Genomic DNA, 24,845 nt, shown 5'->3' with positions numbered 1-24,845 from the left:
TCCTTCGAGAGCCAGACCCTCTCGCAAGGCAGCTCGCAATCCATTCCCGAGAGCAAGCAAAGGACGTTTGAATGTCGTATCTCGCGCCTTCCGAATTCGTGACCAAGATGGTGGACGCAGGCGAGTCCAAGATCTTCATGTCCACCCGCGACACCGTCATCCGCGCCTACATGGCGGGCGCGATCCTGGCGCTCGCGGCCTGGTTTGCCGTCACGATCAATGTGAATACCGGCCAGCCGATCATCGGCGCCCTGTTGTTTCCGGTCGGCTTCTGCATGCTCTACCTGCTCGGCTTCGATCTCCTGACCGGCGTGTTCGTGCTGTCGCCGCTGGCGCTGATCGACAAGCGTCCGGGCGTGACCATCGCAGGCGTGCTGCGCAACTGGGGACTCGTCTTCATCGGCAATTTCGCCGGCGCGCTGACGGTGGCCTTCATGATGGCGTTCGTGACGACCTTCGGCTTCACGCAGGAGCCGGACAAGGTCGGCGCCGTCATCGGCAATATCGGTGAAGGCCGGACGCTCGGCTACGCGGCGCATGGCGCGGCCGGCATGGCGACGCTGTTCATCCGCGGCATGCTGTGCAACTGGATGGTCTCCACCGGCGTGGTCGGCGCGATGATCTCGACCACCGTGCCAGGCAAGGTGCTGGCGATGTGGATGCCGATCCTGGTCTTCTTCTACATGGTGTTCGAGCATTCGGTGGTGAACATGTTCCTGTTCCCGTCGGGGCTGATGCTCCATGCGAAGTTCTCGATCATGGACTATCTGATCTGGAACGAGATCCCGACCGTGCTCGGCAATCTCGTCGGCGGCCTCTCCTTTACCGGCCTCACGCTCTATGCCACCCATATCAGGACGCAGCCGAAGCGCGATGCCAAGGTCTCCGTTCGCGCAGCCGCCTGATTTCATTTTCCCTTGGGAGCCCGCCCGCGCTAAGGTCGGGCTCCCTCGCCTTCGCCCCACAGCCAAATGCCATTGCGGATCACAATCGGAGCGCATTCCGACAAAGGGCAGAAGCCGGGCAACCAGGACTTCCACGGCGCCCTGATCCCCGATGAGCCTGCGCTCAGCCTGAAAGGCATCGCGGTCGCCATCGCCGATGGCATCAGCAGCAGCGAGGTCAGCCACATCGCGAGCGAGTCCGCGGTCAAGAGCTTCCTGACCGATTATTACTGCACGCCGGATGCCTGGTCGGTGAAGACGTCGGCGCGACGCGTGATCACGGCCGCCAACTCCTGGCTTCATGCCCAGACCAGAGCCAGCCAATACGCCTATGACCGCGACAAGGGTTACGTCTGCACGCTCAGCGCGATCGTGATCAAGGCGGCCACCGCGCATCTCTTCCATGTCGGCGACTGCCGCATCTCACGCCTCGCCGGCCATTCGCTCGAGCAGCTCACCGACGATCATCGCGTCATGATCTCGTCGCAGCAGAGCTATCTGGGGCGCGCGCTCGGGGTCAACCCTCAGGTCGAAATCGACTATCAGGCTGTCAGGATCGAGCGCGGCGACATCTTCGTGCTCGCGACCGACGGCGTTCACGAGCATGTCGGCAAGCGTTTTGTCGCCAACGTGTTGAAAGAGAATTCCCTCGACCTCGACCAGGCGGCCCGCATCATCGTCGCCGAGGCGCTGGCGCAGGGCAGCGCGGACAATCTCACCATCCAGATCGTGCGGATCGACGAGCTCGGTGTCGGCGACGCCGCCGAGATTCCGGTCCAGGCCGAGCAGCTGCCGCCGGCGCCGCTGCTGGACGCGCGGATGATCTTCGAGGGCTACCGGATCGTGCGCGAGATCCATTCCAGCAGCCGCAGCCACATCTATCTGGCGGTCGACGTCGAGACGGAGCTCCCCGTCGCCATCAAGGTGCCTTCGATCGACCTGCGCGGCGACCCGGCCTATTTGAAGCGCTTCCTGATGGAAGAGTGGATCGCGCGACGGATCGACAATCCGCACGTGCTGAAGGCCTTCCCATCGACGCGCCGCCGCGATCATCTCTACGTCGTCACCGAATTCGTCGAAGGCCAGACCCTGGCGCAATGGATGATCGACCATCCGAAAGCCGATCTCGATACTGTCAGAGACATCATCGAGCAGATCGCCAACGGACTGCAGGCGCTGCATCGCAAGGAAATGCTGCACCAGGATCTGCGGCCTGCAAACATCATGATCGACCGGACCCGGACGGCGAAGATCATCGATTTCGGATCGGTGCGCGTCAGCGGCGTGGTCGAGGCCGACCCGGCCGCCGACCACGACAGCATCCTCGGCACCCAGCAATATACGGCGCCGGAATATTTTCTCGGCGAGGGCGGCTCCGAATGGTCCGATCAGTTCTCGCTCGGCGTGATCGCCTACCAGATGCTGACAGGCCGGCTGCCCTATGGCGCGCAGATGGCGCGCGCGAGAACCCCGGCACAGTTTCGCAAGGTGCGCTATCAGCCGGCCTCGGGCGATGACCAAACCGTCCCGCTGTGGATCGACGGCGCACTTCGCCGCGCCGTCCATCCGGTCGCTGCCAAACGTTACGAGAGCCTCTCGGAATTCGTCTTCGACCTTCGGCACCCCAATCCGGCCTATGTCGGCGGCGACCGGACACCGCTGATCGAGCGCAATCCGCTGCTGTTCTGGAAGGCAACGACGGCGCTGCTCGCGATCGCCGTCGTCATCCTGCTCGCGGCTCGCCACGGCGGCTGGTAGGCGAGCCCGGCGCTCGCGCCCCGATCAAGCGGGTTCAGGCGCGATCGCGCCGAGCGGACGCGGCGCCACGCCCGCTCCCGGCTTCATGCGGAAATCATAGGTCATCAAGTGCCATGGCCCGACGGCCAGCTTGCCATCCGGCATCACGGCGTCGGTGCTCCGTTGCACCTGGGCGATGAGGTCGTCCTTGACGCCGAAGACGACGTCGCTGTCGAGATATTCGTCGCCGCCGACGAAGACGTGGGTGATCAGCGGCTCGTAATCCTTGGCGTCCACCAGGAAATGCACATGGGCCGGGCGCATCGGATGACGCTTCGTCTCGAGGATCATCCGTCCCACCGGACCGTCGGTCGGGATCGGATAGCTGCAGGGCAGGATGGTGCGGAAGAAGAAGCGACCATCCGCATCCGTGATGAAGCGCGCCCGCGACGACGGACCATCGCTTTCATAGGACGGCCGCTGCGAATCGTAGAAGCCCTCGTCGTCGGCATGCCAGACATCGACCGTGGCGCCCGCCAGCGGAGCACCCGACAGATCGGTCACCCGTCCCTGGACGAACATCTTCTCGCCCTTGAGATCCGCCGAGATGTCGGTGCCGTGGGGCGTCACCTTGTGCTCGCCGACGTAGAACGGACCGAGCACGGTCGTCTCCGTCGCCCCTGCCCGGTCGCGATGATTGATGGCGTCGACCAGCATCGACACGCCGAGCACGTCGGACAGCAGGATGAACTCCTGCCGGCTCGCGGTGCAGGTCTGGCCGGTGCGGGTCAGGAACTCGATTGCGGCCGCCCATTCGTCGAACGTGAGATTGGTCTTGCGGACATAGTCGTGCAGCGAGGCCACCAATTCCTGCATGAGGAATTTGACCCGTGGGTCGGGTGTCCCCTCGAAGCTCTTGACGACGGCATCCGTGAGCTCGGCTTCGTTGAATTGCGTCATGGGCGGTCCTCCTGCGGCGAAGGCTACATCAGCCCGACGGGCGCTGCCATTGGAAGCGCGGCGATTTTCCGCTATCACCCAGCTCCATCGCCTCCGCGCAAGCCGTCCGCGCGGGCCACGAAAACCGAACGACAGCGGAGACGCCGATGCTCGCCCCCACGCCCGCCTCGCCCGAAACCGTCGGCATGTCGCAAGCCGCGCTCGACCGCATCGATGCCCACCTGAAACGGCGCTATGTCGAGGCAGGCCGTTTTCCAGGCACGCAGTTGATGGTCTATCGCCGCGGCAAGGTCGTGCACACGAGCTCGCTCGGCTTTGCCGATGTCGAGCGCAAGGTGCCGGTCAGGGACGACACGATCTACCGCATCTATTCCATGACCAAGCCGCTCACCACGGTCGCCTTCATGATGCTGGTCGAGGAAGGCAAGGTGCTGCTCGACGACCCCGTCGCGAAATACATCCCGGAATGGAAGAACCTCGGCGTGTTCGTCGCCGGCACGGCGCCGGCGTTCGTCAGCCGCCCGCCGACACGGCCGATGCTGATCGTCGACCTCCTGCGCCACACCTCCGGCCTCACCTACGGCTTCCAGCAGCGCTCGAACGTCGATGCCGCGTATCGCGACGCCAAGATCGGCGCGGTCGAAAAGGCGGGAACGCTGCAGTCGATGATCGACGATCTCTCGCGTATTCCGCTCGAATTCTCGCCGGGCGAGGCCTGGAACTACTCGGTGTCCACCGACGTGGTCGGCTATCTCGTCGGCAAGATCGCCGACCAGCCGTTCGAGCAGTTCCTCAAACAGCGCATCTTCGATCCGCTCGGCATGACCGACACCGACTTCCACGTCCCCGCCGCGAAGGCGCACCGGCTGGCGGCGTGCTATTCCGCCGATGCGGGCGACACCCTGTCCTTCCACGCCGCCGATCGCAAGGGCGGCCTGACCCTGCAGGACGACCCGGCGACCAGCACGTTCCTCAGCCCGCCCGACTTCATCTCCGGCGGCGGCGGCCTGTGCTCGACGACAGCCGACTACCTCACGTTCTGCCGCGCATTGCTCAATGGCGGCGAGCTCGGCGGCGTCAGGCTGCTCGGGCCGAAGACGCTGAAGCTGATGACCTCGAACCATCTGCCCGGCGGCGTCGACCTGCCGGCGCTCTCGCGCTCGATGTTCTCGGAGGCGGCCTACAACGGCGTCGGCTTTGGTCTCGGCTTCTCGGTGACGATCGACCCGGCCAAGACGCTGATCCCCGGCAGCGCCGGCGAATATGCCTGGGGCGGTGCGGCCTCCACCGCGTTCTGGATCGACCCGGCCGAGGAGCTGATCACGATCTTCATGACTCAGGTGCTGCCGTCGAACGCCTACCCGATCCGCCGTGAGCTGCGCACGATGGTGTACGCGGCCATCACCGAGAGCAACCTCTAGAAGAGGCGCTGTGGCGGCAAAGCCGCGCAGGGAACCGGCGATCCCCACGCGTTTCGCTTGGCGTGCACGTGGCGCTTTCCTATGCTGACAGTCATGTGAACGGCTGCAACCGCCAAGCCCTTGCGGACGCAGCCGCTCCAGCCTGATATGCGCTCGCTGCACCCATTCGCCTCCACCCGACGCGTCTCCCGCACGCGTCAGACCCAACGGCGATCAGCCGCGCCAGCTCAAACGGGGCATCCGTGCCAAAACTCTCCCTGCCGATCCGGCTTGCTCTTCTGGTCGCGGGGACCACACTGCCACTCATCCTGTTCGCAGGCGGAATCGTCTTGCACAACTACATGCAGGACCGCAGCGACGCCCGTCAGCGCGTGCTGGAGACGGTGCGCAGCATCCGGCTGACGCTCGATGCCGAAATGCAGCGCATGACGGGCGGGGTGCGGGTGCTGGCGCTGACCGATGCGCTGACCACCGGCGATTTCGAACGCTTCCGGCCGATCGCGATGGGCTTCCTCGAGCAGTACGGCAAGAACGGCACGATCGTGGTCGCCGACCGCGACGGACGCCAATTGTTCTCGTCGGCGACGCCGGATACGGCTCACCTGCCGACGCGAAACAACCGCGAGATCACCCGCCGCGTGTTCGAGACCCGGCAGCCGCAATATTCCGACCTGTTCTACGGCGTCGTGAAAAAGAGCCTGATCATCACCGTCGAGGTGCCCGTCTTTCGCGACGGCGAGGTCGTCTATGACATCTCGTTCAGCCCGCCGATCGAGATGTTCCAGACCATCCTGGAAAAGCAGCGGCCGAACCCGGACTGGACGTTGTCGCTGCTCGACCGCCAGGCGACCGTCTTCGCACGCGTGCCGAATCCGACGGAGACGATCGGCAGGCAGGCTTCGCCCTCGGTGTTCGATCGCATGCGCAGCGAGCAGGAGGCGACGCTCTCGAGCGTATCGCTCGAGGGCGTGCCGCTGCTGTCGAGCTTCACCCATTCCACCCTCACCGGATGGACCATCGGCGCCGGGATCGCCGAGGATTCGCTGGTGGCACCGCTGTGGCGCAACCTCGCCGTCACCAGCCTGCTCGGCGGCATCATGCTGGCGATCGGCCTGGCCTTCGCGGTGCGGATGGCGACGACGATCGCGCGTGCCGAGATGCTGCACGACCTGCTGATCGAGGAGCTCAATCACCGGGTCAAGAATACGCTGGCGATCCTCCAGGCGATCGCGGTGCAGACCTTCCGCAGCGCCAGCCGCCATGAGCGCGAGAAGTTCGAGGGCCGGCTCGGCGCGCTCGCCGAGGCGCATAATCTGCTCAGCAAGGAGAAATGGCAGGGCTCCGAGCTGCAGGACGTGATCGAGCGCGTGCTCAAGCCCTATCGCCTCAACACGCCCGACCGCATCAGGATCTCCGGCCCGAAGGTGGCGCTGTCGCCGCGGCTCGCGGTCGTGCTGTCGATGATCGTGCACGAGATCGCAACCAACGCCGCCAAGTATGGCGCGCTCTCGAACGACACCGGCACGGTCGATCTGTCCTGGGAGCTGACGAGCGCGGCCGACGCCGCGAAGAAGCTGCCGGCACGGCTGCGGCTGGTGTGGCAGGAGACCGGCGGCCCGGTGGTCTCGGCGCCGATCCAGCGCGGCTTCGGCTCCCGCCTGATCGAGCGCAGCGCGCGCGATCAGCTCGGCGGCGAGGCCACGGTCGACTTCCTGCCGCCGGGCGTGGTCTACACCATCACCTGCAAGCTCGACGATTGAGCCGCGTCAGCCGAACCTCTGCAGCGCCGGGAACGTCTCGAGCAGCCAGATGCTGAAGGTCGAGACCGCGCCGGTGAGAAAGCCGATGCCGGTGGCGATCATCAGCACGCCCATCGCGCGCTCGATGTTCACGAGATGGCCACGCATGCGCATGAACAGCGCCGAGAACTGCTCGATCATGAACGCCGCGACCAGGAACGGAATGCCGAGGCCGGCGGAATAGACGGCAAGGAGCCCGGCGCCCTTGGCGACCGTCGTCTCCGCGGCTGCGATCGAGAGGATTGCAGCCAGGATCGGCCCGATGCACGGGGTCCAGCCGAAGGCGAAGGCGAGCCCCATGACATAGGCGCCCCACAGGCCGACCGGCTTGGGGATCGGCAGCCGCCCTTCGCGCATCAGGAACGCGATCCGGGTCAGGCCGAGGAAGTGCAGGCCCATCACGATGATGACGATGCCGGCGAGAATGGACAACTGCTCCGACCAGGCCCGGATCAGACCGCCGATCAGCGAGGCGCTCGCCCCCAGCATGACGAACACGGTGGAGAAGCCCAGCACGAACAGTGCGGCCGAGATCATCACCGCGCGGCGCGACGCGGCCGGAGGCTCCTCGCTCTCGATGTGCTCGATCGTGGCGCCGGTGAGATAGACCAGATACGGAGGAACCAGCGGCAGCACGCAGGGCGAAAGAAAACTGACCAGGCCAGCAATGAACGCGGCCGGAATCGATACGTTCTGGATCATGCGAGTCCCGCGATACGCCCCTCCAGGCGCAAGCCGGGGCACGACGCTTCTTGCCGCCGATACGGGGAATACGCAACAGACGTGCCGAAGTTACGGCGCTCAACGATGATCACCGCCTGCAGGCCTTCGCTAGGATTGAGCCCGACGTCCCCGGATCGGAGCCTCGTCGGCAAAGTCCCGCCCGGATGCGGCACGTCCACCCGTTCCAACCGGCTCGTCCGCGAGCCGCTGCGCGCATCACCGCGGGATCACGACATATCACAAATGCGCTAAATGCACCTTTGTGCACACATCGAACTGTGCTATTTCACTACTCGAAGCAAAGGCTGCCTGCGCTGACCCGGCTGCAGCTTCGGATCGCGCAGCTTGTCGGGATTGTCAGCTTGAACCATCTCATCGCAGAGCGATCTCAGATCGTCCTCGCTCAGACGGTTCAGCTTCATACGCAGGTCGAGGATGGCAACCGAGACCAAATGTGCCGATTCGCGATTGCCCGTCGCCGCGAGCGTGGCGCGGCACTGCTCCAGGGATGCAAGCACTGCAAGCATTTGTTCGTCTGAATTGGCCACAGGCGTCGTTTCCGTTCTAGCGTGCGACGAGATGGAGCCGAGCAACTCCCGACTCGCGGATGGCTTCCAAATACGTCATGTCGTTGCTCCCCTGCGCTTTGCCCATGCGGCTCATCCGAGCCGCGCGCCCACCCCCTGGGACGGCACGACGACGTCCTGGCATGGCGCATGGTGAAGACACATCACCGCTCCCCGGCATTCGATGAGTTAGCGCCACGATCCGTTCATCAAGATAGCATGACAACGGACCATCTTCGAATACCATTTCATTGCAGTCGAGGCAAAAACCGTCGATCTTAGGTTCGACTCGCGCTAAGCGTGTCTCTGTCCTACATGATGTGTCAGACCGCGCGTCTGCTGGCGGTAAGACCATGCTGCAGAGAACTGAACGTGGCAGACTCATCGACCCTCGATCGCTCAACCAAATCATGGCACGAACGTGCCCTGCCCGTAATTTATCGGAATCACTCTAGCAGGCGGAGAGAGCTTGTATGCGCGTTGCGGCGGAACGGGGCGTTCCTCAGAAGGAACGCCAGGACCTAGCCGAGACCCCTGCGACGCTGGCGCCAGGGGAGCACGGCGACTCGTCTGCTGCGGCAGGATCGAGCATTGAACTGAGCCGAGAGAGTGGCGGCGCCAAGGGCGCAACGGCGAGCAAGCCGGCAAAAACTGCGACGGGCCGGGCCGCCCCGGCCAAGTCGACCGTGAGCAAATCGGCGCTGGCAAGCCTCACCGACTGGGATGCAGCGCGGATCTTCCTCGAGGTTGTCAGGGCCGGCAGCTTCCGCTCCGCGGCAGAGCGGCTGACGCTCTCGATCAATGCCGTACGGCGACGCATCGATGATTTCGAGCGGCAGATCGGCGCGACGCTGTTCACACGCGACGTCCACGGCGCTCGGCTGACCGACGAAGGCGCACTGGTGGTCTCTGCCGTCGAACGCATGGAGGCCGCGTCATTCGAGCTGCTGCGCGCGGGCGATGGTCTCGCCGGCGCTGCGTCGGGCGAGGTCCGGGTCGCGGTGACCGAGGGGCTCGGCACGTTCTGGCTGGCGCCGCGGCTGGTCGAATTTCAGCAGAGCTTTCCCAACGTCATGGTCGACCTCTATTGCGCGATGCGCTCGGCCGACGTGTCACGCCACGAGGCCGACGTGGCCATCCATCTCTCCCGGCCGGCGGCGCTCGACGTCAAGCTGGTCCGGCTCGGCCGCATGCACCTGATGTGCTTTGCGAGCGAGAAATATTTGGAGATATTTGGCATCCCAAAGACGATTGACGATCTCGTCAAACATCGCTTGGTTCTGCAGGTGGCGGACGAAGCCGCCGCCAACGCCGCCTTCGCCACCATCTTTCCCGGTTTCGAGCAGCGGGACCTGATCGCGATGACCACCAATGTCTCGAGCGCCAATTACTGGGCCGTGGCGCACGGCGCCGGCATCGGGGTCTTCCCAACCTATGCGAGTGCCCTGGGCGGGAAGATCATACCACTTGAGGTTGACCTCAAGTGGTCCTACGACATCTGGCTGTCCTACCATGCCACCACCGGACGCATCCCTAGGGTGCGTCACATGATCGACTGGCTGGTCGAGGCCTTTAACCCTGGCAAATACCCGTGGTTTAAAGACGAATTCATTCATCCACAGCAACTTAAAACAGTATATATGGGTGAACCCCTGACCCATCTATTCGGGGGCTTTCCGATGGAAGGACGGTAAAATCAGTATGAACAAATCAGCGGCAAAGAAAATGAAGCAGCGCAGTGCGGGCAAGCCCGACATCGAGCTCGGCAAGCGGATTCGCCTCCGGCGTGTAGAGCAGAAGATCTCGCAGGCTGAACTCGGCGAGAAGCTCGGCGTGAGCTTCCAGCAGGTCCAGAAGTACGAGAAGGGCGTCAACCGGGTCGGCGCTGCGCGTCTGCAGCAGATCGCCACCGCGCTCGACGTGCCCGTGACGTTCTTCTACGACGGCGACAGCAAGGCGCGCGAGGTCGAGAGCCTCCTGTTCCTGGACTCAGCCTTCAGCCTGCGGTTGCTGCGCGCCTACAGCAAGATCAAGGACCAGACCGTACAACGTCAGCTGGTATCCTTGATGGAATCGATCGCAGCGAACGAAGAATAGGCAAGGCTGTCTGATCCGTCAGACAGATCTGCCCGTGATGGATATGGACCATCTTCGCTCGAGGGCGCAACTTGGGGGCGCCAGGCTTTGCCAGCTCGGGCGAGTTCACTGCCTCGGCTCGAGGCCGAGTGATCGGCGCGGCCGGCACACCGGCCCTTCTCGTCCGCCCAGCGATCGCTGCGCGGTCTGAGGCTTCGTCACCCTGTATACTCGTGCTCTCTGCCGTCATAGGAAGTGGCGGCATGGCGGCGTTTCGGCTCCGTCCCGGCCGACGCTGATCGCGAACGCGGCGCGTCCTCTCCTGGGCCCCCATGCACAGGTCGAGAGCGTCGGCTTCGACGTCCTATTGCCTGCCGACCATAGCATTAACTCACATTGACGCCGTCATCGGCGCGGTGAACGATGCCGGTTGCCTGCCCCCTGCCGACGGACCCTCATGCCGACCATCTCCGAGCTCCCCACCACCTTCGCCGAGGGCAAGATCCTCATGACCAGAGCGAGCGACGGCGTCGGCATCATCACCTTCAACAACCCGGATAAGCGCAATGCGATGTCGCTGGAGATGTGGGAGGGGCTCGGCCAGGCCCTGGTCGCGCTGCGCGACGATGACGCGATCCGGGTCGTGGTGCTGACCGGCGCCGGCGGCAAGGCCTTCGTGTCCGGCGCCGACATCAGCCAGTTCGAGCAGAGCCGCCACAACGCCGCGGCCTCGGAGGCCTATGCCGAGCGCAGCGCCGCCCAGCGGGCGCTGCTCGCCGGCTACCCGAAGCCGACGATCGCCTGCGTCAGCGGCTTCTGCCTCGGCGGCGGCCTGCAGATCGCGATGCTGACCGACATGCGCTTCGCCGCCGCGGACAGCCAGTTCGGCATCCCCGCCGCCAGGCTCGGCATCGCCTATGGCTATGACGGCCTGCGCAACCTGGTGTCACTGGTCGGCCCGTCGCAGGCGCGGCTGCTGCTCTATACGGGCCTGCGGGTCGATGCCGCGGAGGCGCTGCGCATCGGCCTCATCGATCGGATGATCCCCAACGACGAGCTGCTGCCGGCGACGCTGGAGATCGCCCGCACCATCGCCGGCAATGCGCCGCTGGCGGTCAAGGCTGCCAAGATCACCATCGCCGAAGTGCTGAAGGACGAAAGCCGGCGCGACATGGAAGCCATCAAGCGGATCGGCGACGCCTGCATGGATTCGGAGGATTTCCGCGAGGGCCGCCGCGCCTTCATGGAGAAGCGCAAGCCGGCCTTCAAGGGACGTTAGAGCGCCTCCAGCACCGCCTTGGTCACGTCAATCGTGCCGGCCTTGCCGCCGAACTCGAACGGCTTGAGGCCGGAGGCATAGACTTGGTCGACGGCCAGCTCGATCCGCTGCGCCGCTTCGGCTGCGCCCTCGATGCCATGCGTGTCCGCCAGCCAGTCCAGCATCATCGCGGCCGAGAGGATCATCGCGGTCGGATTGGCCTTGCCCTGCCCCATGATGTCGGGCGCGGTGCCGTGGCAGGGCTGGAACACGGCGTGGCGGTCGCCGATGTCGGCCGACGGCGCCATGCCCATGCCGCCGACGAGACCGGCGGCGAGATCGGACAGGATGTCGCCGAACATGTTCTCGGTGACCAGGACGTCGAAATCCCACGGGCGCTTCACCAGCATGAGCGCGCAGGCATCGATGTAGAGGCGGTCCGTCTTCACGTCCGGATGAAGTTGAGCGACCTCGTCGAAGATCTTGCGAAAGTAGGCGAAGGCCTTGAAGACGTTGGCCTTGTCGACGCAGGCCAAAGTTCCCGAGCGGCCGCGCGCGCGGCGCCGGGCGGCGAGCTTGAAGGAGAAGTGGAACAGCCGCTCGGATGTCTTGCGGGTAATGACGAGGGTCTCGCGCGCCTCCTCATGTGTCACTACACCTTTGCCCATCGAGGCGAACAGGCCTTCGGTGGACTCGCGGATGACGACGAAGTCGATCCCGTGCTCGGCGGCACCAACGATCGGGCTCGGCACGCCCGGGATCAGCCGCGCCGGCCGCACGCCAGCATAGAGGTCGAAATGGAAGCGCAGCTCGATCTGCGGCGCGATCTCGGTGTTGTCGGGATAGCGCACCGAGGGCAGCCCGCAGGCGCCGAGCAGGATCGCGTCCGCCTCTTCGCACAGCCGGATCGTGCTGTCGGCGATCGAGACGCCGGTTGCGAGATAGTTGTTGGCGCCGGCCTGGGCCTCGGTGAAGCGGAACGACAGGCCGGCCTTGGCCTCGACCTTGCGCAGCACCTCGAGCGCGGGCGCCATGACTTCAGGACCGATGCCGTCGCCGGGGAGGACTGCGATGTGGAGTGAATTGGTCGAGGGCATGGGCGACGCTTTCGAGGACGACATCAATGAGCCGTCATGCCCGGGCTTGACCCGGGCATCCACGACTTTCTAACGCCGCGGCGCCAAAGACGTGGATGGCCGGGTCAAGCCCGGCCATGACGAGCGGACGGAGTTGCGATTTACGGCGTCAGCACCGCACGGCCGACCAGCTGACCCTTTTGCAGATCGTGCAAGGCATCGTTGGCCTTGGACAACGGCATCGGCGTCACCGGGATCGGGGCGATGTGCTTGGCGCGGACGAGATCGAGCAGCTCCTTGGTCTCGCGGAGATTGCCGACATAGCTGCCCTGGATGGTGACCGCCTTGATCGGAATGAGTGGCAGCGCCCACGGCGCGCCGCCGCCGAACAGGCCGACGATGACGAGCTTGCCGCCCTTGGTCAGGCAATCGAAGCCGAGCTGCGCGGTGGCGGCATTGCCGACCAGGTCGATGACGGCGCGGATCGGCTCGCCTGCGGCCTTGTTCAGTTGCTCCAGCGCATCCGGCGCCTTGCCGTCGACCGCCGCCAGCGCCCCGGCCGCCAGCGCCGCCTCGCGCTTGCGCGCGTCGATGTCGACCACGATCGCGCCCTTGCCGCCCATGGCCTTCAACAGCGACAGCGCCATCAGCCCGAGGCCGCCGGCGCCGAAGATCACGATCGGCGTGCCGAAATCCTTCTCGACCTTCTTGAGCGCGCTGTAGGTCGTGACGCCCGAGCAGGCGTAGGGCGCGGTCGTCACCGGATCGAGGCCCTTGAGGTCGATCAGGTGGCGCGGATGCGGCACGGTCATGTGGTCCGCATAGCCGCCGTCGCAATAGACGCCGAGCGAGGCCGGCTTCAGGCACATGTTCTCGTCACCGGCGAGACAGGTGGCGCACTTGCCGCAGCCGATCCAGGGATAGACCAGCACGACGTCGCCGGCCTTCAGCCCGCCCTTCTCCGCCTCGGTAACCTCCGGCCCGAACGCCACGATCTCACCGGCGCTCTCATGGCCCATGGTCCGCGGCAGCGACACGCCGCGATCCTTGAGCGAGAGCGGCTTGCGGCCGTGGCCGAGATCATAGCCGCCCTCCCAGATGTGCAGATCGCTGTGGCAGACGCCGGCTGCCTTCACCTTGATCAGCACCTGCTTGCCGAACGGCTGCGGCGTCGGCTCGTCGACCTCGGTCAGCGGCGCATTGAAATCGGTGACCTTGAAGCTCTTCATGCTTTCACTCCCGTCGTCCGGCGCGGCCAGGACCGGACGGCGCATCGACGGGACGAGCGGCGCGGCTGCGCGCGGCAACGGCGCCTTTCGACCTCCTCCCGGCATGAGCGCGTCCGGCTGGTCCGGACTGTTCTTGCGATGTCGCGACATTGGCTGGAAACGCGTGGAGCGGCAAGGCTGCGCGCAGCATGTGCGGTCATGGCAGCCCTGCAGCGTTTTGCCTCAGCGAGCTCAAGGTTTTGCAGCGTCGCTGAAGCCAGCCTCGCGCAGGATGTCCTCGGTGTGCTCTCCGAGGCTCGCGGCCCGGGGGCCGGCCGCAACTTTCGCCTCCGACATCCGAAACGGCAGGTTGACGACCTTGAAGTTGCCGGCTGCATCCTCCACATCGGCCAGCGCGCCGCGATGCGCGATCTGCGGATCAGCCAGCGCATCGGCCACGCTGCGGTAGGCCGAGCTGGGTACGCCGCCCGCGTTCAAGACCTCCAGGCATTGGGCGACGTCGAGCCGGCGCGACCAGGCCTCGACGCCATCCATCAGCGCCCCCCAGTTTGCCCGCCGGTCGGAATATTTTGCGAATCTGGGATCATCGACCCAGTCCGGATGGCCGATCACGGTCATCAGGTTCTGGAAGGTCTTCTCGCTGGCGATGGCGATCATCACATAGCCGTCGCGACACTCCGCCGGGCCGAAGGTCGGCCGCGACGGCTGCGCGACGGGAAATTGCGACCATTGGATCTCGTTGAGCGTCAGGCTCAGCATCGATTCCAGCATCGAGCAGTCGATGTGCTGGCCGCGCCCGCTGCGCTCGCGCTGATACAGAGCGGAGGCGATGGCGCCGAACGCGTAGGTCCCGGTGACGACGTCGGCATGATAGATGCCGCAATAATCGGGCCGGCTGCGCCCCGGCTGGTAGGCGAGATGCGCCATGTCGTAGCCCGAAGCCGCATGGATCACCGGGGCATAGGCCGGGAGTTCCGCCGATGGGCCGGTCTGGCCGTAACCCGAGATCGAGCAGTAGATCAGCCGCGGGTTCAGCGCGCTCAAGGCCGCATAGTCGAGCCCGAGCCGCTGCATCACGCCCGGGCGGAAGTTCTCGACCAGGATATCGGCCTCGGCGACCAGCCGACACACCGCGGCGACACCGTCGCGCGACTTGAGGTCGAGCACGACGCTCTTCTTGCCGACGTTGAGCTGACCGAAAGCGGTAGAGCAGCCATGACGCATCGGAGGCCGGGTGCGCATGGTTTCACCTTCGACTGACTCGATCTTGATCACCTCCGCTCCCATATCGGCAAGCATGCGGGCACAGTGCGGGCCGGCGATGGTGGTCGAGAAGTCGAGGACGCGCAGTCCCTCGAAACATCCTGTCAAACGGCTCTCATCGTTTCCCACTAGACTCACCCTGGCAGCTCCCTGGTTTGAACTCTTCTCGCTCGGCACCGAGGCCGAAGCTCCGCTTTGCCGTCGCCGATTCACAAAGCGTAAGCCATCGATCGTCGTGCAGGTCGTTTCTAGATCGAACCATTCGATGTCGAAAGCGTTTGGCCTTTCGCCGCAATGCGGCAACGCTTTTCTTCATGACTGAATTTGGACCTTTTCTTGCATAGGACGAACATGGGGCTTGATCGAGGACATCTCTTGCGGGTTCTGTTCGTTACGACCGAAATGGACGATTTCGTCCGGGTGGGCGGACTGGCTGCCGTTTCGGCGGCACTTCCCCGGGCACTACGCTCACATACCGACGTCAGGATCATGCTCCCCGGCTACCGGGACGTGATCGAGCAACTGACTTACATCGAGATCGTCGGCCAATGTGCGCCTTTGGCAGAGATGCCGGGCTGCGCACTGGGACGGTCGTCGACCCGCGATGGCCTGCCGGTCTACGTCCTGCTCTGCGACGAGCTTTATGACCGGCCGGGCAACCCCTACGGCGACGAGAACGGGCAGGACTGGGCGGACAATGACATCCGCTTTGGCCGTCTCGCCGCCGCCGCCGCCGAGCTCGCGGCGGGCACGCTGGACAAGAACTGGGCAGCCGATCTGGTCCACGCCAATGATTGGCAGGCCGCATTGGTGCCGGCCTATCTGGCGTGGCGCGGGGTCGACGTGCCGTCGATCCTGACCATCCACAACCTCGCCTATCAGGGCCTTTTCCCGCGCGAGTCGCTGCGCCGGATCGGCGCCCCCGAATCCTCGTTCCACATCGACGGTCTGGAGTTCTACGACAAACTGTCCTTTCTCAAGGGCGGTCTGGTCTATGCGTCGCATCTCACCACGGTCAGCTCGACCTATGCCCAGGAGATCACGACGCCCGAGCTCGGCTGCGGACTGGAGGGCCTGCTCCGGCAGCGCTCCAATGCCCATGAGCTGACCGGCATTCTCAACGGCATCGACGAGAGCTGGGATCCCCGCTACTGCCAGAAGCTGGCGCAGCCCTTCGCCGCGGGCGACTGGAAGGGCAAGAAGGCCAACGCCGACTACGTCCGCAAGCAGTTCGGCCTCGCCGTGTCGCGTGGACCGATGTTCGGCATCGTCGCGCGCCTGGTTCATCAGAAGGGCATCGACCTGGTGCTGGAAGCCGCCGATGAGATCGTCGGCGCCGGCGGCCAGATCGTGGTCACCGGCACCGGCGAGCCGGCCATCGAGCGCGCCCTGATGGAGGCGCACCGCCGCCGGCCGGACGCGATCGGGGTCGCCATCGGCTTCAACGATGCGCAGGCGCGGCGCATCTTCGCCGGCAGCGACTTCACCCTGATGCCGTCGCGCTTCGAGCCCTGCGGCCTGAGCCAGATGTATGCCCAGCGCTTCGGCTCGCTGCCGATCGGGCACCAGACCGGCGGCCTCGCCGAGACCATCACAGATGGCGAGACCGGATTCCTGTTCGAGAAGCCGTCGGCGGAATCCTTCCTCGGCGGGGTAAAGCGCGCGTTTTCGGCGTTCACCAGTACCGAACGGCTGAACGAGATGCGGCTTTCGGCGATGGCCCGCTCGTTCAGTTGGGACCTGTCGGCAGCCTGCTACAACGCGCTGTACCGGAAGATGCTGGCGTCTTAAGCCGGGACGGCTGTCGTAGCCCGCATGAGCGGAGCGACAGGCGCGATGATTTCGACGTTCGGAGCAGACCCCGGCTATCGCTGCGCTCATCGGGGCTACGGCCAAATAACAAAAGCCCGGACATCGTCCGGGCTTTTTTCATGGGCCTTGAAAGGCTGGCTTCTTACGCCGCGCGGACCGCTTCCAGGAAGCTGCCGACCTCTCGCTTGAGGCGGTTGGAATCTCCAGCCAGTGACTTGGCCGACGACAGCACCTCGGCGGAGGCCGAGCCGGTCTGCGAGGCGCCACGCTGCACGTCCGTGATGTTGGACGAGACCTGCTGGGTGCCGTGGGCGGCCTGCTGCACGTTGCGCGAGATTTCCTGCGTTGCCGCGCCCTGCTCTTCGACCGCCGCCGCGATCGCGGCACCGATCTCGGCGAGCCGCTCGATCGTCGAGCTGATCGCCTGGATCGAAGTCACCGATTCCTGCGTCGCGGCCTGCACGCCTGAGATCTGCTGTGAGATCTCCTCGGTCGCCTTCGCCGTCTGTTCGGCGAGCGCCTTCACCTCGGTCGCAACCACCGCGAAACCGCGGCCGGCATCGCCGGCCCGCGCCGCCTCGATGGTGGCGTTGAGTGCAAGGAGATTGGTCTGTCCGGCAATGCTGTTGATGAGCTCGACGACGTCGCCGATGCGGGCTGCGGCCTGCGACAAATCGGCGACGCGCCCATTGGTCTGGCGCACCTGCTGCACGGCGTCGCCGGCCATGCGCGCCGACGCCTGGACCTGACGGCTGATCTCGGTCACCGACGAGGACAGCTCCTCGGTGGCGGAGGCGACCGACTGGACGTTGGCGGACGCTTCCTCCGACGCAGCCGCCACCACCGTGCTGAGCTCCTGCGATCGGTTCGCCGTGTTGGTCAGCGTATCCGCCGAGGTTTCGAGCCCCGAGGCCGCCGACGACACGGTGTTGACGATGTCGGCAATCGTCGACTCGAAGTTGCGCGTCAGCGCATCCAGCCGCCGGGCCCGATCGATCTGCGCCTGCGCATCGCGCTGCGCGGCCTCGTCCGAATCCTTCTTGGCGATCAGCGCGTCCTTGAAGATCTTCAGCGCGCGCGCCATCGCGCCGATCTCGTCCTTGCGGGACTCGTTCGGAATGTCGGCGCTCAGCTCGCCATTGGCGAGGCGCAGGGTCACGCCGGTCAGCCCGACCAGCGGGCCGATGACGCCGCGGACGACGCCGAGCACCACCGCCACCGACACCAGCGCGACAACGAGCAGGATTCCGAGAGCGGTGAACAGGCGCAGCCGCGCGGCCTCGATCGACTGATCGATCGCCTGGTGCGCCGACGTCAGCGCCGCATCGCGCAGCACGATCACATTGTTCAGCATCGGCGTGGTCCAGCGGCCCCACTCCTCGGGGGTGACCGGCGAAGGTTGACCGTCGCGCGCCGCGGTGACGATCTGACGATAACGGCGCTCGCCGTCGCCCATCAGCGTCGAGCGGACATGTTCGAGCGCAGAGCTGACGTCCGGATTGTCGCGCACGCTGCGGGCCGCGAGCTCCATCTGCTGCCACAACAGGGTCACCTGCCCGCTCTGTTCGGTGACCTCGGCGAGGCGTGCCGGCGTCCAGTTCAGGCTCTGGATGAAGAAGCGAAGAACCGCGGAGCGCGCACCATTCACCGTCCGCATCGATTGCGACAGTTGCGCCAGTTGGCCCGACGGCAGCAGGTTCTCGACGTCGCCACCGACGCGCGACAGCTCGATTGCGGTCGCGTCGATCGCGGCATTCAATGACTCGGCGGCGCGGCCGAGGCCGTCGATCGTTGCCGCCTGGATGTTGGCCGGACGCTGCGCAAAGGGCAGCCCCACGGCACCGCGAGCTGCCGACCGGATACCGCGAAGGGTCTGCTCGGCGGCGTCGATGCTGCTGGTCGCCAACCCCGCCGCCTTGGCGGATGACTTGGCCTGGTTGAGCAGATCGTCGGTGCTCGCGATGGTCTTGTCGAGCTTGGCAGCATCGTCGGCCGAAGCGGGCGCCGGAGCAGCCAGCAGATTCCAGATATTCCGTTCGAGCGGGATCTGGGCGTTCACCTTCATCGCCAGCTCGAAAGCGTCAAGGACGCGTCGCGCCTGCTCGCGCTTGACCAGATCTCCCCACCCGCTCCATGCGAGCACGAATGCAAAGGCCATGGCGAAGAAACCGGTCAGCAGATTGCCGGCCAAGATCTTCCATTTGAGACTGATCGCCCCGGTCTCCGGCTTGATCGTCTCATTGTGCAGCACCGCGCGCTCGGACATTGCCTATTCCCAATCAAATACCGTTGCCCGGCCGGTCGCGCGCGTATCGGCTGATGCGCGCTTGCGCAGCGGCCCTTCGGCGACGTTCCCGCACGGTCGGCAGACAAGATTGCGGCGACTGCCGCGCCACAATGATTAAGAACGAATGACGACTAATCCCTTAAAACAAGTTGATCCATGCGGTATCGGAATGCCGAAATGCTGCACCATTAGGATCGGGTCAGCGCATTGGCCTGCTACTCGGCTGCCGCTGCAAGCTTGATCGAGGGATCGTGCAACACCACGCCGGCGAGCGGATCGTGCTCGCCCGACCAGGGCATGCGCTCCAGGACCGACTGCGTGTGCTGATAGCCCGCAGTCCAGCGTGCGATGATGCCCCGCTCGGTGAAATCGATATCCTTGGTATGGCTCTCGCGAGCGAGTTGCGGAGCCAGCAGCCGGACGACATGCATCCGCGTCTGGCAGCCGTGACTGATGAGATCGCGGACCGCCGGATCGTTGCGGGTCGACTCGGGCAAATGGACCGCAAGCTGATTGATGATATGGCGCAGCCGATGCGTCTGCTGCTGGCGCGCGATATGGCTGGAGATCCGGCTCGAATACTGCACGTCTTTGTGGCGGTTGAACACCTCCGCCATGGTCGTCGGCTCGGCGCCTTCGGGATTCCACAGATGCACCGCGAAGATCAGCGAGTTCTTTCGCGGATTGTCGTCGAACACCACCTCGGTCGGCGTGTTCGACAGGATGCCGCCGTCCCAATACAGTTCGCCGTCGATGCGAACGGCCGGAAACGCCGGCGGCAGCGCGCCGGATGCCAGGATGTGGCGGACATCCAGAGCGTCGTCGCGGCTGTCGAAATAGCGCATCCGGCTCGTCCTGACGTGCGCCGCCCCGACGGTGAGGCGCACATCGCCATTGTTGAGACGATCGAAGTCGACGAGCTCCTGCAGCGTTTCGCGCAGCGGGGCGGTCGAGTAGTAGCCGGCCTGCTCGGCCCCGAGCGGATAGGCCTCCCCGGCATGCGCCAGGGCGTTGGGACGGAAGAAGCCCGGAATCCCGTGCGTCACGGTCGTCCAATAGGACAGCCGCTCGTTGAAATCCGGAAAGGCCGTGCGTACCGTCCAGGCCGGCCGCCGGTGCATCCGCTTCCAGAACTCCCGCAGCCGCGTCATGCGGTCCTGCACGGGGCTGCCGGCGATGAGCGCGGCATTGATGGCGCCGATCGAGGTGCCGATCACCCAGTCCGGCTCCAGGCCGGCCTCGTGCAGCGCCTGATAGACGCCGGCCTGATAAGAGCCGAGCGCGCCCCCGCCCTGCAGCACGAGAACCACCTGCCCGGGCAGCTTGCCGCGATCGATCATCGCGCGCATTGTATCTTCGATCTCTGCCATGCTTCCCTCCCGGTGCATTGTCCTGTTCGCAGTCTTCAGGTCGTTGTTACATCGCCCGACCGTCAATGTGCGGTCCAACCACCATCGACCGGCAGGGCAACACCGGTGATCGATGCGGCGGCATCGCTGGCGAGAAAGACGGCGAGCGCGCCGATCTCCTCCACCGTTGCAAAGCGCTTGTTCGGCTGTTGCGCGAGCAGGACATCGCGGATGACCTGATCGCGGGAGATGCCGTGCGCCTTCGCCTGTCCGTCGATCTGCGCCTCGACCAGCGGCGTGTAGACGTAGCCTGGACAGATCGCATTGCAGGTGATGCCGATCTCGGCCGCCTCCAGCGCCGCGACCTTGGTGAGGCCGATGATGCCGTGCTTGGCAGCAACATAGGCCGATTTGAACGGCGACGCGACGAGGCCATGCGCCGAGGCGACGTTGACGATGCGGCCGAAGCCGTTCCGCCGCATCGACGGCAGCGCCAGCCGGATCGTGTGGAATGCCGACGAGAGGTTGATCGCGACGATGGCATTCCACTTGTCGACCGGAAACTCCTCCAATGGCGCGACGTGCTGAATGCCGGCGTTGTTGACCAATACGTCGATACGACCGAACTCATGCAGGGCATCGTTGATCATTTGCTCGATTGCCGCGGGCTGCATCATGTCGGCCGCGGCATAGCCGGTCCGCACACCGAACTCGGCTGCAATATCCGACCGCATCCGATCGATGTCCTGCGGCGCGCCAAAGCCGTTCAGCACCACATGTGCCCCCGCGCCGGCGAGCGCCCGCGCGATGCCGAGGCCGATACCGCTGGTCGAGCCCGTGATCACCGCCACCTTGCCGGACAACGGACGTAACGAGCGCGGGGTCGTCATCGTATCTGCAGCCATGGCTGTTCCTTCATCCGTTTCGAAGATTGCTCGAGGCGAGAACAAACTGCCGGGCTGCCGCGACGAATGGAAATGCCGTTTGGCTCGCCCCACGATACGGTTTCGCTATCGCGATCGTTGATGCGATGCGCGGTCTGCTAGGATATTGCATCCGGGACGTCGGCCCGGTCGAACGGAGCTCTCCCATGGAAATGCATCAGGTTCGGTATTTTCTTGCCGTTGCCCGGCTGCTGCACTTCACGCGCGCGGCCGAGGAATGCAACGTGACGCAGCCGTCGCTGACCCGTGCGATCAAGCAGCTCGAAGCCGAGCTCGGCGGCGATTTGTTCCGGCGTGAGCGGCCGGCCGCGCAACTCACAGAGCTTGGCCAGCGCATGCATCCACTGCTGAAGCAGTGCTACGAGGCCGCCGTCGGCGCGCGAACGCTCGCCTCGTCCTTCAAGAGCGGAGAGCTCGGCACGCTCCGGATCGCGCTCGCCGACTCGGTCGACCTTGCGCTGCTGATCCCGCTGCTCGATCAGCTGCAGCGCCAGTTCAACCAGCTCGAGCTCAGGTTTCTGCGCGGCTCCAGCCGCATGATCGCAGAGCATCTGAAGAACGGCGAAGCGGAGCTCGGCATCGCCTCTGAGATCGACGAGACCTGGGATCGCCTGGATGTCTGGCCTCTCTTCACGGAGGACTTCGCGCTCGCCGTGAGCAGCCGGCACCGGCTGGCGGGGCAGGACGCGATCACGATCGATGATCTCAGTGGCGACGCGCTGCTCTGCCGCAACTACTGCGAACATGCGGACAGGTTGCGCACGCTGCTCCGCGAGCGCGGCGTCGACCTCGGACGAACTCATGACGTCCACTCCGAACGCGACCTGATCGCGCTGATGGAAGCCGGAGTCGGCATCGGTGTGGTGCCGCAAACGACCGCGCTGCCGGAGACCCTGCATCGGGCCCCCGTCGACGGCCTCGACGTGCGGCGCACCGTGCATCTCTACGGCGTTGCTGGCCGCGAGCGCACGGCGGTTGCCTCGACCGTGATGCGCATGCTGCGCGGCAGGAACTGGCAGGAGTGGCTCGGTCAGCTGTCCTGAGCTGCGGCCTGGCGAAGCGCTTCGACCAGATCGTCGATCTCCATCCGCCTGCGGAAATCAGGATCGACGAAGCGCGCCTTCACGAGGCCATCGCGCCCGACCACGAAGGCAGCCGGGATGGGCAACACCCAGCCGTCATTGCCGTGGAAGCTCGCCAGGTCCTGGTGCGCCAGCAGTTGCTGGATCTCACGACCAAGCCAGATCGCGAGGTTGAGCGACAAAGCATAGCCGTTGTCGAGATCCGTCAACACCGGGAAGGTGGCGCCGGCGTCCGACTTGAACTGCTGCGTGAACGCCTGGAGCTCCGGCATGATCGCGACGATCGCGCCGCCCGCGGCGTCGATGCGCTGCTGCGCCTTGATCACCGCGCGAACGTTGAGCCGGCAATAGGGACACCAATGGCCGCGGAAGAACATCACGGCGACCGGCCCCCGGACGAGGCAGGATTGCAGGCTCACCAGGCGGCCAGCCTCATCGGGCAGGATGAAGGGCGGCATCGTCTCACCGGGCCGCGGCGCTGTCTCGCCGCCACCGTTTTCTCCGAGCCGCGCCACCAGGCGGTCGACGGCGGACGCATAGGCCGGAAAGATCTCGCGACCCGCAGCGGCATAGGCCTCGAGTTGCTGCCGCAGGGTGCCCTGTATCTCCCTGCATTGCAGGAAGGCCTGTCTGAGCCGCTCGGCATCCGCGGGTGAAAGCACTGTCATGAGCTGCTCCGGCACGTTCAGGACCCCAACCATGATAGTTTCCCGGGCAAGCCGACCACAAGGGCGGCCTGCCCGGCTGCCGCGCTCAGGGCCGGTAGAAATTGCCGGTGGGATCGAGCATGCCGGACGCCGAATAGAGCTGCCCGTCGCTCATGAAGAAGACGGTGTTGTTCGGCACCTTCCTGGCGTGGCGCATCATGGCCCGATGATTGGCGTCGCCGGTGGCCATCGTCATCATGCTGGTCTTGCCGGCGCTGTAGACATAGGCCATGCCGGGCGCGAGATCGAGGCCGCCTTGCGCAATGGCTGCGGTGGCAGAGACCGCGACCACGGCCGCGGCAATCAAGGTCTTGGACAGGCGGGTCATGGATATCTCCTCCTCATGAATGCTGTCGCCCGTCATCGGGCATCCGCATTACAAGCGCGGCCTCTCCTGCTTGAGAAATGCCGTTGTCCAATCGCGAGGATAGCGCCCGCCTATCGATAGCGGCGGTCTATCGGCTCCAGAGAAAGGATGCATTTCCATCACGTGCTCTGCTCCCCGATGCTGCGCCCTGCGATGCCCGCTCGGCGCGGGCCGCTGTTCCATCAGAGGAGACAATGACATGTTGATGCAGATCGCAGCTACACGCGCGCGCCGCCTGAGCGCGGCTTTCGTCCTGGCCCTTGCTACGACGATGATCGCGGCGTCCGGCGCCCGCGCCGGCGAGTGTCCGGCCGACAAGATCAAGGCCGGCGTGCGTGAGAAAGCCGACGTCAAGGCGGTCGGCGTGACCGACGTCACCCTTGGCGCGATCGATCTCGCCAAGCAGCCCGCCAATCTCAAGGACCGCGAGCTGCGCTTCCGCAAGCTGACCATCGCCCCCGGCGGCATCGTGCCGTGGCACAGCCACGACGATCGCCCGGCGCTGATCTTCGTTCAGCAGGGCGAGATCGTCGAATATGCCAGCAACTGCGCCGAGCCGATCCTGCACAAGGCCGGCGATCTGAGAGCCGAGGTGTTCGGCACGTCCCATTGGTGGAAGAACGACGGCAAGGAGACGGTCATCCTCTACGTCGGCGACGTTCGCAAGGATCCGCACGATCACAACATGTAGGTCGCATGCCGCGGCCAGCCGGCTTCGGATCGTCCGCTTCCAGGCCGGCGATCCGGATACGGCCGCGTTGCGCTGCCGAGCCGAGGAGATGACCATGACGGATCTGTCCGCACGATTGCCGATTGGAGCCCACCATGCGAATGCACGAACGGCGGCGTGGCGCGCGGTCCTGGTCGGCCTGCTCGCCTTTTTCAGCCTCGTCGATCTGTTCGCGGCGCAGGCGATGCTGCCGGTTCTCACGCGCTACTATCAGGTCAGCGCGGCCGAGATGGGGCTCGCCGTCAACGCCTGCACGCTGGGAATGGCGATCGCGAGCCTGGTCATCGGCCTGCTCAGCCCGCTGATCGATCGCCGGATCGGCATCGTTGCCAGCCTTGCCCTGCTCGCCGGCTTCACCGCACTGCTCGGCAGCGCGCCGGACCTCTCCATCTTCGCAGGCTTGCGCATCCTGCAGGGCCTTTGCATGGCCTCGGCGTTCGCCCCATTGGCGCTAACTTACCAAATTAACGCTTGGTATTCTCGTTTTCTTGGCGGCTCTTGGAGATGGCGTTGAA

Annotated in this window: 21 protein-coding genes and 1 pseudogene; 11 read left to right on the top strand and 11 right to left on the bottom strand. The window is 65.2% G+C overall.

Annotated elements, in window-relative coordinates; genetic code table 11:
• Positions 1-71: 71 nt before the first annotated feature.
• Positions 72-905 carry a formate/nitrite transporter family protein gene (locus tag QX010_RS31640; protein ID WP_316183509.1) on the top strand — a complete coding sequence of 278 codons (834 nt, stop codon included), beginning with the start codon at positions 72-74 and terminating at the stop codon, positions 903-905.
• A 66-nt stretch (positions 906-971) separates the two neighbouring features.
• Positions 972-2,702: a bifunctional protein-serine/threonine kinase/phosphatase gene (locus QX010_RS31635; protein WP_316183508.1), complete on the top strand. Its 1,731-nt coding sequence runs from the start codon at positions 972-974 to the stop codon at positions 2,700-2,702.
• Between the two features lie 24 nt (positions 2,703-2,726).
• Here the strand turns inward: QX010_RS31635 and QX010_RS31630 are convergent, their stop codons facing one another.
• Positions 2,727-3,641 (bottom strand): intradiol ring-cleavage dioxygenase, encoded by a 915-nt coding sequence (locus QX010_RS31630; protein WP_316183507.1) that lies wholly within the window; start codon positions 3,639-3,641, stop codon positions 2,727-2,729.
• Between the two features lie 146 nt (positions 3,642-3,787).
• Here QX010_RS31630 and QX010_RS31625 point away from each other — a divergent pair, with 146 nt between their 5' ends.
• Entirely contained in the window at positions 3,788-5,062 is a 1,275-nt protein-coding gene (locus QX010_RS31625; protein WP_316183506.1) for a serine hydrolase domain-containing protein, read from the top strand.
• Between the two features lie 242 nt (positions 5,063-5,304).
• Complete coding sequence (locus QX010_RS31620; protein ID WP_316183505.1) at positions 5,305-6,822, top strand: sensor histidine kinase; 1,518 nt, start codon at positions 5,305-5,307, stop codon at positions 6,820-6,822.
• A 6-nt stretch (positions 6,823-6,828) separates the two neighbouring features.
• Here the strand turns inward: QX010_RS31620 and QX010_RS31615 are convergent, their stop codons facing one another.
• Together QX010_RS31615 and QX010_RS31610 are read right to left on the bottom strand one after the other, a co-directional pair.
• Positions 6,829-7,563, bottom strand: coding sequence for a cytochrome c biogenesis CcdA family protein (locus tag QX010_RS31615; protein ID WP_315802516.1), 735 nt, complete (start codon positions 7,561-7,563; stop codon positions 6,829-6,831).
• A gap of 302 nt (positions 7,564-7,865) precedes the next feature.
• Positions 7,866-8,111, bottom strand: a complete 246-nt coding sequence (locus QX010_RS31610) for a hypothetical protein (protein WP_315802553.1) — start codon at positions 8,109-8,111, stop codon at positions 7,866-7,868.
• Positions 8,112-8,623: 512 nt separating this feature from the next.
• On the opposite strand from QX010_RS31610, the gene QX010_RS31605 reads away from it, so the two are divergent.
• The 3 genes from QX010_RS31605 to QX010_RS31595 all read left to right on the top strand — a co-directional run bounded on the left by QX010_RS31605 (position 8,624) and on the right by QX010_RS31595 (position 11,505).
• Positions 8,624-9,844, top strand: coding sequence for a LysR family transcriptional regulator (locus QX010_RS31605; RefSeq protein ID WP_315802515.1), 1,221 nt, complete (start codon positions 8,624-8,626; stop codon positions 9,842-9,844).
• A gap of 7 nt (positions 9,845-9,851) precedes the next feature.
• Positions 9,852-10,247: a helix-turn-helix domain-containing protein gene (locus QX010_RS31600; protein WP_015668220.1), complete on the top strand. Its 396-nt coding sequence runs from the start codon at positions 9,852-9,854 to the stop codon at positions 10,245-10,247.
• A gap of 436 nt (positions 10,248-10,683) precedes the next feature.
• Positions 10,684-11,505, top strand: coding sequence for an enoyl-CoA hydratase (locus QX010_RS31595; protein ID WP_316183504.1), 822 nt, complete (start codon positions 10,684-10,686; stop codon positions 11,503-11,505).
• Here QX010_RS31595 and QX010_RS31590 read toward each other — a convergent pair.
• The 3 genes from QX010_RS31590 to QX010_RS31580 all read right to left on the bottom strand — a co-directional run bounded on the left by QX010_RS31590 (position 11,502) and on the right by QX010_RS31580 (position 15,190).
• Positions 11,502-12,581 (bottom strand): isocitrate/isopropylmalate dehydrogenase family protein, encoded by a 1,080-nt coding sequence (locus QX010_RS31590; RefSeq protein WP_316183520.1) that lies wholly within the window; start codon positions 12,579-12,581, stop codon positions 11,502-11,504. The genes QX010_RS31595 and QX010_RS31590 overlap by 4 nt on opposite strands.
• Before the next feature lie 140 nt (positions 12,582-12,721).
• Positions 12,722-13,789 carry an alcohol dehydrogenase gene (locus QX010_RS31585; protein ID WP_316183503.1) on the bottom strand — a complete coding sequence of 356 codons (1,068 nt, stop codon included), beginning with the start codon at positions 13,787-13,789 and terminating at the stop codon, positions 12,722-12,724.
• 231 nt (positions 13,790-14,020) lie between these two features.
• Entirely contained in the window at positions 14,021-15,190 is a 1,170-nt protein-coding gene (locus QX010_RS31580) for a CaiB/BaiF CoA transferase family protein (protein WP_410051997.1), read from the bottom strand.
• Between the two features lie 237 nt (positions 15,191-15,427).
• Between QX010_RS31580 and glgA the strand changes: the two genes are divergently transcribed.
• Positions 15,428-16,843, top strand: coding sequence for a glycogen synthase GlgA (glgA, locus tag QX010_RS31575; protein ID WP_316183502.1), 1,416 nt, complete (start codon positions 15,428-15,430; stop codon positions 16,841-16,843).
• Between the two features lie 163 nt (positions 16,844-17,006).
• Here the strand turns inward: glgA and QX010_RS31570 are convergent, their stop codons facing one another.
• From QX010_RS31570 to QX010_RS31560, 3 genes are all read right to left on the bottom strand, one after another.
• Entirely contained in the window at positions 17,007-19,130 is a 2,124-nt protein-coding gene (locus QX010_RS31570) for a HAMP domain-containing methyl-accepting chemotaxis protein (RefSeq protein ID WP_316183501.1), read from the bottom strand.
• Positions 19,131-19,366: 236 nt separating this feature from the next.
• Complete coding sequence (locus QX010_RS31565) at positions 19,367-20,521, bottom strand: patatin-like phospholipase family protein (RefSeq protein ID WP_316183500.1); 1,155 nt, start codon at positions 20,519-20,521, stop codon at positions 19,367-19,369.
• A gap of 62 nt (positions 20,522-20,583) precedes the next feature.
• The gene (locus tag QX010_RS31560) at positions 20,584-21,405 is read right to left on the bottom strand and encodes a 3-hydroxybutyrate dehydrogenase (protein WP_316183499.1); all 822 of its coding nucleotides are present in this window, start codon (positions 21,403-21,405) and stop codon (positions 20,584-20,586) included.
• 185 nt (positions 21,406-21,590) lie between these two features.
• On the opposite strand from QX010_RS31560, the gene QX010_RS31555 reads away from it, so the two are divergent.
• A complete protein-coding gene (locus QX010_RS31555) occupies positions 21,591-22,487 on the top strand; it encodes a LysR family transcriptional regulator (protein WP_316183498.1) in 897 nt (298 codons plus the stop codon).
• Here QX010_RS31555 and QX010_RS31550 read toward each other — a convergent pair.
• Together QX010_RS31550 and QX010_RS31545 are read right to left on the bottom strand one after the other, a co-directional pair.
• Positions 22,475-23,194: a peroxiredoxin-like family protein gene (locus QX010_RS31550; protein ID WP_316183497.1), complete on the bottom strand. Its 720-nt coding sequence runs from the start codon at positions 23,192-23,194 to the stop codon at positions 22,475-22,477. The genes QX010_RS31555 and QX010_RS31550 overlap by 13 nt on opposite strands.
• Positions 23,195-23,279: 85 nt before the next feature.
• Positions 23,280-23,561, bottom strand: a complete 282-nt coding sequence (locus tag QX010_RS31545) for a hypothetical protein (protein ID WP_316183496.1) — start codon at positions 23,559-23,561, stop codon at positions 23,280-23,282.
• A gap of 310 nt (positions 23,562-23,871) precedes the next feature.
• Between QX010_RS31545 and QX010_RS31540 the strand changes: the two genes are divergently transcribed.
• Positions 23,872-24,291, top strand: coding sequence for a cupin domain-containing protein (locus tag QX010_RS31540; protein ID WP_316183518.1), 420 nt, complete (start codon positions 23,872-23,874; stop codon positions 24,289-24,291).
• Positions 24,292-24,385: 94 nt separating this feature from the next.
• Positions 24,386-24,790 (top strand): annotated as a pseudogene (locus QX010_RS31535) (MFS transporter); the annotation flags it as partial.
• Between the last annotated feature and the right edge of the window lie 55 nt (positions 24,791-24,845).

It is taken from the genome of Bradyrhizobium sp. SZCCHNRI1009 (genome assembly GCF_032487575.1).
Lineage (GTDB): Bacteria > Pseudomonadota > Alphaproteobacteria > Rhizobiales > Xanthobacteraceae > Bradyrhizobium.
This window is presented reverse-complemented; position numbering and strand designations above follow the sequence as displayed.